This is a genomic window from Nocardioides sp. Z38_18, from assembly GCF_058215695.1.
This window is the reverse complement of sequence record NZ_JBZAJE010000003.1, coordinates 374,688-389,942: the sequence shown is the minus strand read 5'-3', so window position 1 is coordinate 389,942 and position 15,255 is coordinate 374,688. Positions and strand designations below refer to the sequence as shown.

The 15,255-nt window shown below is 69.6% G+C and carries 16 protein-coding genes and 1 tRNA gene; 11 read left to right on the top strand and 6 right to left on the bottom strand.

The features are described from left to right. Positions 1-7: 7 nt before the first annotated feature. The gene (locus AC4BGC_RS21120; protein WP_490557535.1) at positions 8-637 is read right to left on the bottom strand and encodes an FMN-binding negative transcriptional regulator; all 630 of its coding nucleotides are present in this window, start codon (positions 635-637) and stop codon (positions 8-10) included. A 142-nt stretch (positions 638-779) separates the two neighbouring features. On the opposite strand from AC4BGC_RS21120, the gene AC4BGC_RS21115 reads away from it, so the two are divergent. Next, complete coding sequence (locus AC4BGC_RS21115) at positions 780-1,454, top strand: histidine phosphatase family protein (protein WP_490557606.1); 675 nt, start codon at positions 780-782, stop codon at positions 1,452-1,454. Between the two features lie 21 nt (positions 1,455-1,475). Here the strand turns inward: AC4BGC_RS21115 and AC4BGC_RS21110 are convergent, their stop codons facing one another. Then, positions 1,476-2,141 carry a response regulator gene (locus tag AC4BGC_RS21110; protein ID WP_490557534.1) on the bottom strand — a complete coding sequence of 222 codons (666 nt, stop codon included), beginning with the start codon at positions 2,139-2,141 and terminating at the stop codon, positions 1,476-1,478. 148 nt (positions 2,142-2,289) lie between these two features. Here AC4BGC_RS21110 and AC4BGC_RS21105 point away from each other — a divergent pair, with 148 nt between their 5' ends. Genes AC4BGC_RS21105 through AC4BGC_RS21095 form a run of 3 tightly spaced genes read left to right on the top strand, consistent with a single transcriptional unit; the run spans position 2,290 to position 5,169 of the window. Continuing rightward, complete coding sequence (locus AC4BGC_RS21105) at positions 2,290-2,832, top strand: hypothetical protein (RefSeq protein ID WP_490557533.1); 543 nt, start codon at positions 2,290-2,292, stop codon at positions 2,830-2,832. Between the two features lie 12 nt (positions 2,833-2,844). Continuing rightward, complete coding sequence (locus tag AC4BGC_RS21100) at positions 2,845-4,014, top strand: sensor histidine kinase (RefSeq protein ID WP_490557532.1); 1,170 nt, start codon at positions 2,845-2,847, stop codon at positions 4,012-4,014. A 12-nt stretch (positions 4,015-4,026) separates the two neighbouring features. Beyond that, the gene (locus AC4BGC_RS21095) at positions 4,027-5,169 is read left to right on the top strand and encodes a sensor histidine kinase (protein WP_490557531.1); all 1,143 of its coding nucleotides are present in this window, start codon (positions 4,027-4,029) and stop codon (positions 5,167-5,169) included. Positions 5,170-5,188: 19 nt separating this feature from the next. Here AC4BGC_RS21095 and AC4BGC_RS21090 read toward each other — a convergent pair whose 3' ends face one another. Next, positions 5,189-6,451, bottom strand: coding sequence for an HNH endonuclease signature motif containing protein (locus tag AC4BGC_RS21090; RefSeq protein ID WP_490557530.1), 1,263 nt, complete (start codon positions 6,449-6,451; stop codon positions 5,189-5,191). Positions 6,452-6,572: 121 nt separating this feature from the next. On the opposite strand from AC4BGC_RS21090, the gene AC4BGC_RS21085 reads away from it, so the two are divergent. The 3 genes from AC4BGC_RS21085 to AC4BGC_RS21075 all read left to right on the top strand — a co-directional run bounded on the left by AC4BGC_RS21085 (position 6,573) and on the right by AC4BGC_RS21075 (position 9,052). Next, positions 6,573-6,947: a VOC family protein gene (locus tag AC4BGC_RS21085; protein WP_490557605.1), complete on the top strand. Its 375-nt coding sequence runs from the start codon at positions 6,573-6,575 to the stop codon at positions 6,945-6,947. 162 nt (positions 6,948-7,109) lie between these two features. After that, positions 7,110-7,475: a response regulator gene (locus AC4BGC_RS21080; protein WP_490548807.1), complete on the top strand. Its 366-nt coding sequence runs from the start codon at positions 7,110-7,112 to the stop codon at positions 7,473-7,475. Beyond that, positions 7,472-9,052 (top strand): sensor histidine kinase, encoded by a 1,581-nt coding sequence (locus AC4BGC_RS21075; protein ID WP_490557529.1) that lies wholly within the window; start codon positions 7,472-7,474, stop codon positions 9,050-9,052. The genes AC4BGC_RS21080 and AC4BGC_RS21075 overlap by 4 nt, the downstream gene beginning before the upstream one ends. 4 nt (positions 9,053-9,056) lie before the next feature. Here AC4BGC_RS21075 and dctP read toward each other — a convergent pair whose 3' ends face one another. After that, entirely contained in the window at positions 9,057-10,538 is a 1,482-nt protein-coding gene (gene dctP, locus AC4BGC_RS21070) for a TRAP transporter substrate-binding protein DctP (RefSeq protein WP_490557528.1), read from the bottom strand. A 176-nt stretch (positions 10,539-10,714) separates the two neighbouring features. On the opposite strand from dctP, the gene AC4BGC_RS21065 reads away from it, so the two are divergent. From AC4BGC_RS21065 to AC4BGC_RS21055, 3 genes are all read left to right on the top strand, one after another. Continuing rightward, complete coding sequence (locus AC4BGC_RS21065; protein WP_490557527.1) at positions 10,715-12,427, top strand: histidine kinase; 1,713 nt, start codon at positions 10,715-10,717, stop codon at positions 12,425-12,427. A gap of 2 nt (positions 12,428-12,429) precedes the next feature. Beyond that, positions 12,430-13,080, top strand: a complete 651-nt coding sequence (locus tag AC4BGC_RS21060) for a response regulator transcription factor (RefSeq protein WP_490548803.1) — start codon at positions 12,430-12,432, stop codon at positions 13,078-13,080. A gap of 230 nt (positions 13,081-13,310) precedes the next feature. After that, on the top strand, positions 13,311-13,568 hold the full coding sequence (locus AC4BGC_RS21055) for a hypothetical protein (RefSeq protein ID WP_490557526.1): 258 nt from the start codon (positions 13,311-13,313) through the stop codon (positions 13,566-13,568). 83 nt (positions 13,569-13,651) lie between these two features. On the opposite strand, the gene AC4BGC_RS21050 is transcribed toward AC4BGC_RS21055, so the two are convergent. Continuing rightward, positions 13,652-14,566: a DUF480 domain-containing protein gene (locus tag AC4BGC_RS21050; protein ID WP_490557525.1), complete on the bottom strand. Its 915-nt coding sequence runs from the start codon at positions 14,564-14,566 to the stop codon at positions 13,652-13,654. A gap of 172 nt (positions 14,567-14,738) precedes the next feature. On the opposite strand from AC4BGC_RS21050, the gene AC4BGC_RS21045 reads away from it, so the two are divergent. Continuing rightward, positions 14,739-14,812, top strand: a tRNA-Gly gene (locus AC4BGC_RS21045). A gap of 157 nt (positions 14,813-14,969) precedes the next feature. Here the strand turns inward: AC4BGC_RS21045 and AC4BGC_RS21040 are convergent. Continuing rightward, positions 14,970-15,239, bottom strand: a complete 270-nt coding sequence (locus tag AC4BGC_RS21040) for a thiolase C-terminal domain-containing protein (protein ID WP_490557524.1) — start codon at positions 15,237-15,239, stop codon at positions 14,970-14,972. Between the last annotated feature and the right edge of the window lie 16 nt (positions 15,240-15,255).

Here is a 15,255-nt window from a genome sequence, read left to right as displayed (position 1 = left end):
GGCTGGTTCAGTCCTCGGCCAGGGTCTCGCGCACCTGCGCGGCCACCACCGCGGCGTCGGGCGCCGGCTCCTCGGCCAGCCCGCGCACCACACCCTCACGGTCGGCGACGGAGCGGTTCTGGCTGAGCTTGGCCTTGGCGTCGACGGACTCGACCATCACCTCCACCCCGACGATCCCCCGCAGCTGCCCCTGGACGTAGGTGTCCGGGGCGTCGCTGACCTGCCAGGCCTCCTCGCGGTGCTGCTCGTGCGCGCGGGTGAGCACGGTGACGGCCTCCAGCAGCCACTCCGGCTCGTGGTGGATCCGGGCCCGCCCGCGGAGCTGCACCGCGGAGTAGTTCCAGGTCGGGACCACCCGGCCGTGCTCGGCCTTGGCGGCGTACCAGGACGGCGACACGTAGGCCTGCGCCCCGCGGCAGACCAGCAGCACCGGCGCGTCCTCCTCGACCTGTTGCCAGTGCCGGTTCGCGCGGGCGAAGTGCGCGATCACGCGATCCCCCTCCCAGACCACGGGCAGCAGGGTGGCGAGCGGGTACCCGTCGGCTCCCACGGACACCAGCTCGGCCGAGCCGATGCCGGCCACGAAGGCCCGGATCTCCGCCTCGTCCTCGACACGGTTGAACGGTGGCACGTACATGCACCAAGGCTAGGCCGCGCCGCCCCGCCCCGCCGTACGACGCCGACCGGGCACGAACGTCCCGCCGTACGACGCCGACCGGGCACGAACGTCCCGCCGTACGACGCCGAGCGGGCAACCATAGGATCCTCGGGTGCGTCTCATGCTGATCCGTCATGGCCAGACCCCCAACAACGTCACCGGTGCCCTCGACACCGGGTTCCCGGGAGCGGGACTCACCGCGCTCGGGCAGCTCCAGGCCGAGGCCGTGCCCGAGGCCCTCGCACGCGAGACCATCCACGGCGTCTACGCCTCACCGCTGCAGCGGACCCAGCTGACCGCCGCGCCGCTCGCAGCCGCGCGAGGCCTGCGGGTCGGCGTCACCGACGGACTCGAGGAGGTCTCGGCAGGCGACCTGGAGATGCGCAACGACCGCGAGGCCGTGCACGCGTACGTCGATTGCCTGGCCGCGTGGATGATGGGCGGCCTCGACCGCCGGATGCCGGGCGGCGAGACCGGGCACGACTTCCTCGCCCGCTACGCCAACGCCATCCGTGACATCGGCGAATCCCACGGACCCGACGACACCGTCGCGGTGTTCTCGCACGGCGCCGCCATCCGGACGTTCTCCGTGCTGGCGGCGGCGCTCGAGCGCGAGGTCGCGGTCGAGCTGAGCATCCTGAACACCGGCATGGGTATCCTCCGAGGGCAGCCCGGTGACACCTGGGCACTGGAGGGCTGGGTGAGCCACCCGGTGGGAGGGCCGCACCTCGCCGATGCGCAAGCCACCCACGACGTCACCGGCGAGAGCGCCGAGGAAGTGGCGCTCGAAGGCTGAGCCTTCCGCCGTACAGCACCGCTACGCGCCGCCGCGCCCCACGAAGCCCGTCTCATACGAGACCACCACCGCCTGGACCCGGTCGCGCACGCCCAGCTTGGACAGGATGCGGGCGACGTGCGTCTTCACCGTGGACTCCGCCACCACCATGTCGGCGGCGATCTCCGCGTTGGAGAGTCCGCGGGTGATCAGCCGGAGCACGTCGAGCTCGCGCTCGGTGAGCTGCTCCAGCTGGGGCGGGATGCCGGGGGCGGCCACCGGCTCGGCGAACCGCTCCACCAGCCGCTGGGTGATCGAGGGCTCGATGAGGGAGTCGCCGGTGGCGGCCGCGCGCACCGCGGCGATCAAGCGTGAGGAGGGCGCGTCCTTGAGCAGGAAGCCGGCGGCGCCGGCGCGCAGCGCGCGGTAGATGTACTCGTTCTGGTCGAACGTCGTGAGCACGACGATCGTCGGTGGGTCCGGCTGCTGGAGGATCTGCTCGGTGGCGGCCAGACCGTCGAGCTCGGGCATCCGGATGTCCATCAGCACGACCTCGGGCTTCACCAGCGACGCCTGACGGATCGCCTCGTGGCCGTTGTCGGCCTCAGCCACGACCTCGATGTCGCCCTCGGCTTCCAGGATCACCCGGAAGCCGGTGCGCACGAGCTCCTGGTCATCGGCGATGAGGACCCTGATCACGTGCCTCATTGTGCCGACCTTCGAGCGCCAGCGGGTCCCCCTTGAGGATGACGTCGCGCTCCAGGTTCATCCCTGCTGTGGACGCGGGCTACCCACTCGCCTTGCGACTGTGAGGTCACCGGGGTCAGTCAGACGCCGCAATCGGAAGGAACCAGAGATGGACAACATCCTCAAGGGCATCCGGCCCCTCGACTACGTGCTGACGGCCGTGATGGTCGCCCTGGCCGTCCTGATCGGGCTCGAGAACGTCCTCGCGGGACCCGACTACGAGATCGCGCACCCGCTCGACTCCCAGTCGGTGCTGATGATCCCAGTCTTCGTGCTGGCGGCGCTGCCGATCCTGTGGCGCCGCCGCAACGTCCTCGCCGTGATCGGCGTCTCGTTCGTCGTGACCGCCGCGAGCATCCCGATGTTCGGGTGGGTCACCCGCTGCGGGTGGGCGTTGCCGCTGTCGTTCGCGCTGGCGTACGCCGTCGCCCGCTTCGCCGGGAGCAGGCAGAACCACCTGATCGGCCTGGTCGGCATCCTGGCGCTCCAGATCGTCACGCTGGTCAGGGACGCCTCGACGGACGGCTTGAACGCGCTGCCGCTCTCGCTGCCGCTCGCCGCGGTCTTCTACGGCATCGGGTACCTCGTCGAATCCCGCTCCCGCAAGCAGCACGACGCGCCTAGTGTGGACACCGAGCGCGTCCACGCCTGAAGGGGCCGAACGATGAGCGAGGGCTTCAACGGGATCTTCCGGGGGGTCCGTCCCGTCGACTGGGTGCTTGCGGGGGCACTCACCGCGGTCGCGACCGGACTGATGGTGGTGAACATCCACTTCACGGACGCGGGTGTGACCGCAGCCGTCGCCGACGGAACCATGGTCCACGAGCTCAGCTCTCAGTCGTGGGCCATGGTGCCGGTGCTCGCTCTCGCGACGGTCCCGGTGCTGTGGTGGCGGCGCAACGTCATCGCGGTCACCGCGATCGCGCTGGTCGTGATGGTGCTCCACGACGTGGTCTTCGGCTGGGTGACCAGGTGCGGCGCCGGGCTCCCGCTGGCGTTCGTGCTCGCCTACCTCGGTGCAGTGACCCTGCAGCGCACGCAGGCAGCGGTGTCGCTGGGCCTGTGCACGCTGCTGACGGCGGCGGTCCTGGCCCGTGACGCCACCACCGGCTTCGAGCCGATGGGGCTCGCGGTCTTGATCCTGGTGATCGTCTTCGTGGTCGGTCGCGCCGTACGGCACCGCACGGCCATGAGCACGGAGCTCCGGGCCCGGACCGTGGAGCTCCAGCGGTTGCGCGACGAGCGGGTCGCGCTGGAGCTCACGAGTGACCGGGTCCGACTCTCCCGCCAGCTCGACGGGCTGCTGCAGGAACGGCTCAGCCAGCTCACCGCCGCGGCGGACTCGGGCCAGGACCTCGACCCGGTCAGCGCCAGGGTCCTGCTGGAGTCCATCGAGAGCGACAGCCGCGCCACCCTCGAAGGGATGCGCGAGATCGTCGGTCTCCTGCGGGGAGGCGACGTCGCGCTGGCTCCTGCTCCCACCGTCGCCCACCTCGATGCGCTGCTCGCCCGGCACACCGGCTCCGACTCGCATCTGACGGTCACCGGAGACCCGCGGTCGCTGCCCGCGACGGTCGAGCTCTCGGCGTACCGGATCGTCGAGCACCTCGTCGAGGTCCTCTCCGATCAGAAGGGCTCCCCCATCGAGGTCAATGTCCGCTTCGACGACGACGCCCTCGAGATCCGGGTCATCGGACCGGTCAACAGGACGGCCGACGTCAAGACCGCAGTGACGCGGGCACGCGAGCGTGCCAAGTTCCTGGGCGGCTCGCTCGACATCAAGGTCAGCCGAGGGCGGGCCCGCGCGGTGGCGCAGCTCCCGATGCCGGGATAGCGACGGCCGCGCATGGTCAGGGTCGAACGCGTCGCCATCGCCGTGGGAGTGCTCCTCCTGGTGGCGTTGCCGACCGCGCTCGACGGGTGGCCGACCACGCTGCGCGGCAACCTGTTCCTGGTCCTGTTCCTGGCGTCGGGACTCGCACTGACGTGGTGGCGGACCCAGCCGCGCGTCGCCTCCGTGATGTCCCTCGGTCTGCTCCTGGCGGCAGTCGCCCTCGGCACCCACCAGTCCCCCGACTCAGGGATCGTCATCTACTCGCTGGCCTTCGCCGTGCTCGCGCTCGGCTGGTCGGGACGCGCCGCCTGGCTGGTCGGCCTGTGCGCGGTTGCCTACCTCGTGCCCTTCTACTACCTGTCCGAGGGGGGTAGCTGGGTGTCGGCACTGATGTTCTCGGTGCCGCCGTACGTCGCCGGCACCGTGCTGCGGCTCCGCAAGGAGACCGCCGACCAGCTCGCGGTGCGCGCCAAGGAGCTCGAGGACGAGCAGCAGCTCTTCGCCGAGATCGCCCTGCGCCACGAGCGCGCGAGGATCGCCAGCGAGCTGCACGACATCGTCGGCCACGCGATCAGCGTGATGGTGATCCAGGCTGCCGCCGGGCAACGCCTGATCGACACCGATCCGGCGGGCGCCAAGCAGGCGTTCGCAGCGATTGCGGAGTCAGCGCGACAGGGCACCCAGGACCTCGAACGACTCATCGAGCTCCTCGGCGGGACCCCCGACGGCGCTGTCGGCGCTGACGGGGGACCCGACCTCTCGCTCGTCGACGAGGTGGTCACCCGCGCCGGCCGCAGCGGCCTGAACGTCACCTGCCGCTTCGAGGGCGACCGCGACCGGGTCCCTCCTCCGGTCGCGCACCTCGCCTTCCGCGTGGTCCAGGAGAGCGTGACCAACGCTCTGCGGTACGCGCCCGGAGCGGACGTCCGCATCGTCATCAGCGTCGACGACGCCGAGCCCGGACTCGCCATCCGGGTCGAGAACGACGCCGTGCCAGATCACGAGGCCTCCCTCTCCGGCACCGGCCGAGGGCTGGTCGGCCTGCGCGAACGCGTCCAGACGCTCGGTGGTCATTTCACCGCCGGGGCGACCGGCGCGGGCGGGTGGGCGGTCGAGGCGCGGCTCACCGGGGATGTGGGAGTGCGGACCGAGTAGAGGTCATGGAAGCGTCGGCCTACGTCCGCCGGTGGAAGCTGACCTTGCCGTCGGGGTGCCGGGCGACCCGGTAGCGCCGGTCGTGGATCCGACGGTGGTGGTGCCCGCACAGCAGCCGGCCATGCTCGACGTCGGTGGGTCCCCCTTCGGCGTACGCGATGTCGTGGTGTGCGTGGCACATCGAGGGCGGCTTGTCGCAGTCGGTGGCCGTGCAGCCACCGTCCCGGATGCCCATCACGACCCGTTGAGCCTCGGTGTGGAAGCGGCGCTTGCGGCCGACGTCGAGCACCTGGCTCTTGCCGCCCAGAACGACAGGGATGACGCCGGCGCCGCAGGCCAGCCGCCGGGCCTCGGCCGCGGAGATCCGGCCGCCGGTGTCCAGGGTGCACACGCCCGCAGCGTCCAGGGCTCCGGTGAGCTGGTCGAGGGTCATCGTGACCACGATCGTCGCGGTGGTCCCACCCGCTTTGGGCAGCCATTTCCCCGGGATCGCCTCGAGCAGCTGGCAGAACGCGACGCCGGTGCGGACCGACGTAGGCAGGTCGGGGTCGATGTCGGTGTCGGTCGAGCGCACCGGGTTGGTCAGCGACCAGAGGAACTTCTTCAGGATCTGTCCTTGCAGCGCTGGGATCCGGAACTTCCCGTGGCACACGCCCTGGTCGTCCTCGCGCAGCTCCAGTGACGTACGCCGCGCGGCGGCCGCTTCCTCGGCCTCGAGCTGCTCGCCGAGGTAGCGGTCGGCCAGCTCTGGTGCGACGACCTCGAACAGGTGCCGCCCCAGGAGCCGCAGCTCGCGGGCGTCGTGGTGTGCGGCCAGCCCGACCAGGTGCTCCTCGGCCTGCCGTCGCTGGTCGGCGTCGACGGCGAACTCACCACTGCGGGGCAGCTGCTCCAGCGACTTCACGATCGCCCGCCCCTGGTCCTCGTTGACTGCACCTCTGGACATCGCCGCGGCGAGCACGTCGTGCTCCTCGAGCGCCTTGGCGAGCTTGAGGTCCGAGCGGCAGGCGATCCGGGTCTGGCGGGTGGTGACGGCCAGCCAGTCCCCTGCCGAGGCAGCGCCCTGATCGGTGGTGGCGCCGGCCCTGTCGGCTTCGGCCAGCACCTGCAACCGCATCGCCGCGAGCTGCGCCTCGGCCCGCGCCAGGTCGGTGAGCGTCTGCCGCTGCTCCTCGGGACTCATCGTCGAGGTCGGCAGATCGACCAGCTGATCCAGCCGCCCGCGCAGCCGCCCGGCGAAGTCGCAGACCGGGTGCGACCGGTCCATCAGCTGGCTGCTCATGAGTCAATCCAAGCAGCGACCACTGACAGTTTCTGGCCGAGAATCCCCTTGCTCTACAAGGGAATCGAAGGCCTTATGGCGGCTGCGATGAGTCCTCGTGGCGGATGAAGTCCGCACTGTCATGACTGCACTCTTTTCGAAGCTACAGACAGTCACGATTCCGGTGACTGATCAGGAACGGACCAAGGCGCTGTTCGAGGAGCTCGGCTTCCGCACGACGATGGACGCGGAGCTGCAGCCCGGCTTCCGGTGGATAGAGCTCGCTTTCCCCGACCCAGGGGGTACGACGCTCTCCCTGGTCCCCGCCGGCGACGAGCTGCCGGCGGGGATCGACACCGGCATCCGTCTCCTCACCCCGGACGCCAAGGCCGCGCACACCCTCCTCGCCACCAAGGGCCTGGACGTCGGCGAGTTGCTGGACTGGGATTCAGCCCCGCTGATGTTCAGCTTCCGCGACCCCGACGGCAACCGCTTCTACGTCAACGAGAACGGCTGAGCGCGCTGTGGCCGGTCGCCGACCTGCACCGCATCTGCGCGATCCAGCCAACCATCCTTTCGCGTAACCTCCACAGTGGGTGCTGGCCCGCCGATGCGAGGTCCTCGGTCTTGTGCGGCTGACCACGATGCGGCCGCATGTGGAAGGGGACACGATGAGCCCATGGTGCGTCGCGTGCTCGTGGTCGACGACCACGACGACGTCCGGGCCGCGATCGTGATGCTGCTGACGGCGGAAGGTTTCGCCGTCGTCGGGGAGGCCGCGGACGCCGAGCAGGCACTGACAGTGGCCCGCCGCGAGCGACCGGGGGTCGTGCTGCTCGACATCAGGCTGCCCGGCCCGGACGGGTTCGCCGTGGCCCGAGAGCTCAGCTGCCTCAGTCCGGCGCCCACAGTCGTGCTGATGTCGAGCCGCGAGGCCGGGGTCTACGGCCCGGAGCTCGAGCGGTCGTCCGCCAAGGGGTTCATCACGAAGAGCGACCTGTCGGGCGCCACCCTGAGGCGAGTGCTCGGCGATGTGGTCGCGTGAGGACTGTTCGTCTGGCCGTGGTGGCGGCGGCGGTGACGCTCGGGGTGACGTCCGTTGCCGTCGGGTACGGCTGGCGCCAGCCCCTGTTGTGGGGGCCCGACCTGGTGGTCGGCCTCGTGTGGTGCGCCGTGGGCCTGAGGTTCTGGAACCGTCGACCGATGGTCGCCGCGCTGGCGCTGGGCGTCGGGACGACCTGGTTCGTCAGCAGCTTTGCCCCAGCCACCGTCTTTTGGCACAGGGGGTTGCTCATCCACCTCCTGCTCGGCCTGGCGTTCGTCAAGCGGGGTCGTCTGTTGATCGGGACCGTGGCGCTCGTCTACCTGTGCTCGCTCACCCCGCTGGTCTGGCGCGGCGAGCGCGCGACGATCGTCCTCGCATGCGTGCTCCTCGCTCTCGTCGCGGGCCTCGGCAGCGGGCCCGCCCGGCCGGCCCTGGCCCGCGCGGCACAGTCGTGCCTGGTCGTGACCTGCCTGGTACTGGTGGCCAGTGCACTGATCCGGCTCGCTGCGCCAGAACCGGGTGGCGGTGCACTCCCGACGCTCCTCGCCTACGAGGCCACGTTGGTCGTGGTGGCCGTGGTTCTCATCGCCGCCGAAAGCACCGCCGACTCCGACTCCGTGGCTGACCGTGTACTCGAGCTGAACGACGGTCCGGCCTCCTCCCTGAGGGACGCGCTGGCCGAGGTGCTCGAGGACCCGGAACTCCAGGTCGGCTACTGGCGTGACCACATTCGGGGCTACACCGATCTTGAGGGTCGCGAGGTGGTGCCGCCGTCACCGGCGACCGGCCGCGACTCGCTGCACATCCAAGCCAACGGCAGGCCGGTCGCACTCGTGGTGCACGATGCCGCGCTGCGCGGTGACCCCCGGCTCGCTGCGGCCGTTGGGGTCGCCACCCGGCTGACCACCGCGAACGCGGACCTCCGCGCGCGAGTCAGCCAGCGCCGCGAGGAGTTGGCCGCGTCGCGACGACGGCTCGTGCAGACCGCCGACGAGGAGCGAGCCGATCTGGCATCGCTGCTGCGGATCGGACCTCGAGCCCGCCTCACCGGGCTTCTCGGCACGCTGCGCAGCATCCCGGATCCGCCCTCCGACGTGGCCACTGCGACGGCCCACGTGGCCGAGACCCTCGAAGACCTCGGCCGGTGGGAGCAGGGCCTGCATCCTCGGGACCTGGAGAAGGGTCTGGGTCCGGCGCTCGAGTGCCTGGCCGCCGCCAGCCAGATCCCGGTGACCATCGCCGAATCCGGCGGACGCGCGTCCCCGGCTGTGGAGACCGCGATCTTCTACACCTGCGCCGAGGCCCTGGCCAACGTCACCAAGCACTCCTTCGCCACGCGCGCGACCATCATCATCGCGTCCGACGGAGATCTGCTCACCTTCGAGGTGATCGACGACGGGACTGGAGGGGCGGACCCGGATGCGGGGACCGGGCTCCGGGGTGCGCGCGATCGGATCGAGGCGTTCGGGGGCACGCTGAGGGTGACCAGCGCGACCGGAGGCGGCACCACACTCAGCGGCGAGGTGCCGCTGAGTCCGGATGGCCGTCCCGGATCCTCGGAGGACCCTGCTTCCTGATGGGTCACTCGATCTTGGTGAACGGACGACCTCCGAAGATCGCCTCAACGAACATCTCGGCCTTGGGATTCGTCAGATCCTGGAGGTCGGAGAGCCGCAGCCCGTCTGCGTCGATCTCCCAGGTGCCCGCGAGTGTCCCGGAGCAGTTGGTCTCGAAGCGCACCTCCAGCCGAGTCTCGGTCGAGGAGTAGCTGCCCACGCAAGGTGGGAACGATGCTCCCGGTGGGGGCTTCTCGGTGTAGGCACCCTGGTCCAGGGTGAACGTGAGGACACCGACGTACTCCTGCGCAGTGGTCTTGTCGAGCCCGGTCTCCATGAGCGTTTTCAGGCTGTTGTCGCGACGGTAGGTCCCGTCCGGGATCACGTTCTCGCCGTCCGGCACCGTGGGGCTGGCCTCCTCTGCTTCGACCCCGCCGCAGGCAACCGGGCGTTCATCCTCGCCCACGGTGACGGACTTCTTGAGCTTCGTGATCGTCTCGATCATCTGTGCTGTGGGTGGATCCGCCTGGAGTTGGTCGTAGACCGGCCGGGACTCCCTCAGCCACGCCTTGACTGCGCTGGGCGGCGCCAGGACGGTCTTGAAGCCGGCGTCGCAGAACTCGGCGGCCGCTTCCGCGTCCGTGGGCATCTCTTCGATCGCCCAGCTGCGGGTGGCCACGGCCGCATCCTCGAGGGCCTCACGCTGGCCGTCGCTCAGGTCGGCCAGGACGCCCGAGTTCACGACCAGGGACTGCACCTTCGGGTACAAGGTGACGTTCGCGGTGCCGACTGAGTGCCGGGGCAGATGCTGCGCGTGGTCGAACGACGACTCCACGGCGGTGATCGACCCGTTCGCGACCGCGGCAGCGAAGTCGGTGCCGGGCCCTGCGGCATCAGTGGGCTGGGCACCGAATGCCCTCAGGATCGAGTAGCTGAGTTCGGATTTCGGCGCCCGGATCGCTCGTCCGTCCAGGTCGTCTGGCTCGAGCGTCGGATCCGCGAAGGAGAACGGGTGGCGCAGCGACTCGGGCACCAGCGCCAAGCCCGTCACCCCGGCCTTCGCCAGCCCGGCCAGCATCTCCTCGGCGACGTCATCCGCCACCACTGTGGCGACCAGTGCACTGGAGTCGACCAGGAGGGGTGCGTGCAGGGCCTGCAACGTGGAGACGCCCTCGGTGTCCCAGGCCCGGGCTGGGATCATGCCCAGATCCAGCTTGCCCGAGGTGACCTGGCGGGCGACCTTCTGGTCCCAGTCCGCCTGGTTCGGGCCAGCCGCACGCCAGACTGGCTTGACGACGACGCTGCCGCCGGACGCCTCGGCGACCTGTCGCGCGAACTCTTTGATCAGAGTGCCTGCCGGCCGGTCCTCGGTGTCATCGGTGCCGATGGTGAGGGTGACCGGGGGTGTCGAGCCGCCCGCCTTGCTGACCTCGTCGTTGCTGCATCCGCTGGCTGCCGTGACAGTGGCGAGGAGGATGGCCGTCGCGGCGATCGAGAGTCTGGTCATGGCCGGGCCTTTCGTGGGGGTGTCGCTCGACCGTAGGCCGGGTGCCGCCCGCTCCACATCGCGGCGGACCCGGTATTCGCGTCCGTGCGATGTGTGGCTGTCCACTATCGCCTGACGCGGTCGCGCTGGCCGATACTGCTCTTGTGTGTGTCGTCGGCGGTCCCGCGGGACGGACCTTGTGCACGTCGGCTGTTCTGCTCGTCGGGGTCGGCACAGTCACCGCCCAGCTGGCCCACAACAACGACCTCGTGACCACGCACGCCGCCGTGCGCCCCGCGGCGGCCGCGCTCCAGCTGGTCGCGTCACTGGCGTTGGTCGGCGCGGGTCTCGTCGTCTGGTTCGGCCAGGAACGCGGATCTGTCGGACCGGCGACTCTCGGCGCCGCCGTCGCCTTCATGGCGCCCGTGTGGGTCGGGTGGCAGGACGCTCCAGCGCTGCTCCGCAGCGCCGGCGTGGTCCTCTCTCCGCTCCTACTCCCTTGTCTCATCGACGTCGCGGTCGGGTTCCCGGACCGCGGGAACCGCGACGCCCTGCACAAATGGCTGGTGAGGTCGGGCTACGCGGTCACGAGCGTGTACGTCGTCGTCAGGGCCGCGGTCTACGACCCGTTCCTCGACCCCAGGTGCTGGGCGTACTGCCTGGACAGCACCTTCCTCGTAGACGCCGCACCGGGTTTCGTCGGCGCGCTCGATCTCCTGTGGCGCGTGGCAGCGGCGCTCCTGGCCGCCCTGCTCCTGCTGGTGTCCTGGCGCGTCCTGGCGCGCTCGACCGCGAACAGGTCGCTGATCTGGCCGGTCGTGACTGCTGCGACTCTCGCTGCGGTGACCCAAGCCGCCCGCTCCGTGCTCTCAACCGCTCCCGAAGACCCCCGCCTCGAGCCGCTCCAGACGCTTTTCCTCGTAGAAGCCGTCTCGCTGGTCGCCCTCGCCGCCGCGCTGGCCTGGGCCACGTGGCGTCGCGAACAGCGACGTGCCGCAGCGATGAGCCGGCTGGCCGAGGTGGCGAGCGAGGCAGCCGGCATCGACTCGCTGACGGACGCGCTGGCCGCAGCCGCGGGGCGCCCCGACCTCGAGCTCGCGTACTGGCTCCCCACGGCAGGACGGCATGTGGACGCCAATGGCCAGCTGCTGGCTGATGCGCCTATGGCGGGTGACGTGTCGGTGCTCCGCGGGGAGACGCCAATTGCGCTGATCAGAGGCGGTGGCCAAACCACATCCACAGCACTGCTGTCGGAGGCGTTGGGACCGGCGGCACGGCTGGCGTTTGACAACGAGCGCCTCAGGGCTGAGGAGATGTACCACGTCCGACGGATCGCGGACTCACGTGCACGAATCGTGGCGGCAGCGGACCGGGCCCGTCGCGAGCTGGAGCGTGACCTGCACGACGGCGCCCAGCAGCGCCTGCTGGCGGTCATGTACTCGCTGCAGACGGCTGCGACCGCTGCGCGCGGTCGCGGGGACCTCGCGCACATCGCGGCTCTGGACGAGGCGGTGGACGAGTGCCGGTCAGCACTCGCCGAGCTGCGCGACCTCGCGCACGGCACCTTCCCCGCCATCATCGACACCGCAGGGCTCGCCCTTGCCCTCGCCGATCTCGCCGACCGCGCGGATGTGGTCCTCACCGTGGAGGACCAGATGACTCCGGCCCTGCCTGCACCCGTCGCCCATACGGTCTACCTCGCTGTGGTCTGGGCCCTGGGTGCAGTCGCCAACGGTGGTGGTGTTGGGCCGCTGCGAGTCAGGCTCGAACTCGCCGGCGAACTCCTCGTCGTGACGATCGAGGGCGCGCCTCCCGGTGAGTACGTTCGGATCTCCGACCGGGTGAGCGCCCTGGGTGGTCAGCTGCATGCCGACGACGGACTACTGAGGATGGAGATCCCATGCGACTAGTTGTGGCCGAGGACACGATGCTGACCCGGGAGGGCATCGTCCACCTCCTGCAGGAGGCCGGGCACGAGGTCGTGGGGCAAGCGGGTGACGCCGTCGAACTCCTCCACCAGGTCGATCAGCAGCAGCCGGACGCGGTCATCGTGGACATCCGGATGCCGCCCACCCACACCGACGAGGGCCTGGTCGCCGCCCAGCAGATTCTCGATCGGCACGCGTCCGTGGCCGTCCTGGTGCTGTCGCAGTACGTCGAACCGGCGTACGCCCTGAAACTTCTCCAGGAGCGGCCGGAACGGGTCGGCTACCTGCTCAAGGAAAGGGTGTTCGACGTCGTCGTGCTCATCGACGCCCTCCGTCGGCTCCAGGACGGCGAGAGCGTGGTTGACCCAAGCATTGTGAGCCGGTTGATGGGGCGCCCTCGTGCTGACGACCCGGTTGCCCAGCTCAGCGAGCGAGAGCGCGAGATCCTGGCCTGCGTCGCCGAAGGGCTGTCCAACCAGGGCATCGCCGCGCGCCTGTACATCGCGGAGCGCACAGTGGAAGCGCACATCACGCGGACATTCCAGAAGCTCGGACTGGTCGATGTCGTCGATGCCCACCGTCGTGTGCTCGCGACGCTGCTGTACCTGAGATCCGACCAGCGACCAGACGGTTAGTCCGGCGTTGACCGGATGCCAACGCCACTGCACAGCAGGGCTGTTCCAAGCTGTGAACGCCTGGATGAGCCAGGACATCAGGCACTCGGGTCATTTCCTGGGGGGTTCGCTGCTGGTCACGTAAGGACGAGGCCCCTTGGCCCACGTATTTCCTCCGCCTGTCGGCCCCCCAAACGCACGCTCATGGCGATAGGCAGGCAGTTGCATCTTCCCTCTGCGATCCTTTCGATGTGCCCATCGTTGAGTTGCCCCGCGGCCAAGGATGCCTTGACCTAAAACCCACCGACGGCGGCTACGTGTCCAGCATCAGGTGTCGGAAGCCGGACGGAACCATCACGTGGGAAGCGCTTCCGCCCGAGGGCGACAACGATGCCTGGACCCACGTTTCGGTGGACGGCGTGACCGTGGCCGCCTCCTCGTGGTCGTGCTGGTTGCTGACGTTCGACGCGGCGACAGGTGAGGAGATCGAGCGCATCTTCACCAACTGAGCGCCCGCTCCTGTCGCCTGAGCATCGCCTGCAGCACTCACGTTCTGAAGAGTGCGTCACACCCCCGCGGATGACCAAGACCCTCAGCTTGCGTGCTGCTGAACGACGTTGAGCACGTTGCCATCGGGAGCACGGACGAAGAAGCGAGTCACGCCCCATGCCTCGGTTGTCAGGGGATGCACGATCTCGTACCCGCGCTCCTGTGCTTGGCGGTAGGCGGCTTCGACGTCGTCAACCATGACCGAGACGACGGGGTCCACGGGCGCGGTGGCATCGCTGGTCATCACCTGGAGCGTCACCCTGGATACCGGCGACGTGTGGCGGGCCACCCAGCCCAGGTTGAACTCCTCTTCGGCTAACCCGAGGTAGTCGCTGTAGAAGCTCCTGGAGGCGGGGAGGTCGGGTACGTGGAGGTCGGCGATGATCTGCGTGACGTGGATGCGCGACGGGTCGGCACTCCCAGCTGGGTCGATTTCGCCTGAGGTGTGCTCCGGCGCGGCGCCCAGGAGGTGGATCCAACGCGGATCCTGCTGGCCGGACGTGCGCTCGAGTTCGCACACCAGCGGTTGCGGGCGGCTCGCCATTCGGCGCAGGCACTCCTCGACCTGGCCCCGGTCAGCGAACCCGTGCAATCGCTCGGTGCGGGTGCGCAGCTCACCCGGCGCCTGCGCGCCGCGGAGCAGCAGGACCGTAAGCAGCGCTCTCTCGTCGGGCTCGAGGGCGAGATGCTCGTCGAGGATCTGGTGGTACTTGAGTGTTCGGCGCCCGGTGTCGGACCACACGATCCGCAGCAGCCCGCGCTCCTTAAGCGACTTCGCGGTCCGCTCGACGATCTGCTGGTCGAGGTCGGTGACGGGGTCGCGGCTGCTCGTCTGGTTGCACGCCGACACCAGTGCCTTTGCGGAGAGGGGATAGGTGGCGGGCACGGTCGTCTGCTTCTCCAGCAGGCTGCCGAGGATGCGCTGGTCAGTCGCATCGAGGACCGGGAGTTCTCTCACGTCACGACCTTAGATCTGCCTTGGCAAGATTGCGGATCGAAGAGCGTCTTTTCACCATGATCACGACGCTTCATGTGGCGGGAAGCTCTGGAGTCGGAGTCACCCTGGCGCCCGGGTGCTGCTGGAGGGGGTTCATACTACGAACGCGTCAGGCTCGTCAGAGACTGGCTTCGCGGACGTGGTGTAGTTGCAGCACGCTTCCCTTCCAGGGAAGGAGTCGAGGTTCAAATCCTCGCGTCCGCTCCATGTTCCAAAGCCGGAGCGCAGTAGCCGCCGTGTACGTCCTCACCGACCCGGGCCGGGGTTGTGGGTTTGCATTGCACAGTCTTTCCACCGCGAATGCTCTACGAGGCCTCATCCGAAAGCGACTTCCAGCGCGCTCACAACGCACCCTCTCGCGCACCTACCGACCCAGAACCAGCCCGCTCGTCGGCACCCCGGTCCCCGCGGTCACCAGCACGTGGTGGGCGTAGTCGACCTGGTTGACCGACGTACCCCGCACCTGGCGCACGCCCTCGGCGATGCCGTTCATCCCGTGGATGTAGTCCTCGCCGAGCTGGCCGCCGTGGGTGTTCAGCGGCAGGCGGCCGCCGAGCTCGATCGCTCCCCCGGCGATGAAGTCCGGGGCCTCGCCGTCGCGATGTCCTGGGGCCGGAGACCGGACTGGCGCCACAGCTCGGGGGTGGTGA

What these genes read in the sequence shown, in the direction of transcription:
- AC4BGC_RS21120 (WP_490557535.1), bottom strand. Translation starts at nt 637, where the DNA reads ATGTACGTGCCACCGTTCAACCGTGTCGAGGACGAGGCGGAGATCCGG.
- AC4BGC_RS21115 (WP_490557606.1), top strand. Translation starts at nt 780, where the DNA reads ATGCTGATCCGTCATGGCCAGACCCCCAACAACGTCACCGGTGCCCTC.
- AC4BGC_RS21110 (WP_490557534.1), bottom strand. Translation starts at nt 2,141, where the DNA reads ATGAGGCACGTGATCAGGGTCCTCATCGCCGATGACCAGGAGCTCGTG.
- AC4BGC_RS21105 (WP_490557533.1), top strand. Translation starts at nt 2,290, where the DNA reads ATGGACAACATCCTCAAGGGCATCCGGCCCCTCGACTACGTGCTGACG.
- AC4BGC_RS21100 (WP_490557532.1), top strand. Translation starts at nt 2,845, where the DNA reads ATGAGCGAGGGCTTCAACGGGATCTTCCGGGGGGTCCGTCCCGTCGAC.
- AC4BGC_RS21095 (WP_490557531.1), top strand. Translation starts at nt 4,027, where the DNA reads ATGGTCAGGGTCGAACGCGTCGCCATCGCCGTGGGAGTGCTCCTCCTG.
- AC4BGC_RS21090 (WP_490557530.1), bottom strand. Translation starts at nt 6,451, where the DNA reads ATGAGCAGCCAGCTGATGGACCGGTCGCACCCGGTCTGCGACTTCGCC.
- AC4BGC_RS21085 (WP_490557605.1), top strand. Translation starts at nt 6,573, where the DNA reads ATGACTGCACTCTTTTCGAAGCTACAGACAGTCACGATTCCGGTGACT.
- AC4BGC_RS21080 (WP_490548807.1), top strand. Translation starts at nt 7,110, where the DNA reads ATGGTGCGTCGCGTGCTCGTGGTCGACGACCACGACGACGTCCGGGCC.
- dctP (WP_490557528.1), bottom strand. Translation starts at nt 10,538, where the DNA reads ATGACCAGACTCTCGATCGCCGCGACGGCCATCCTCCTCGCCACTGTC.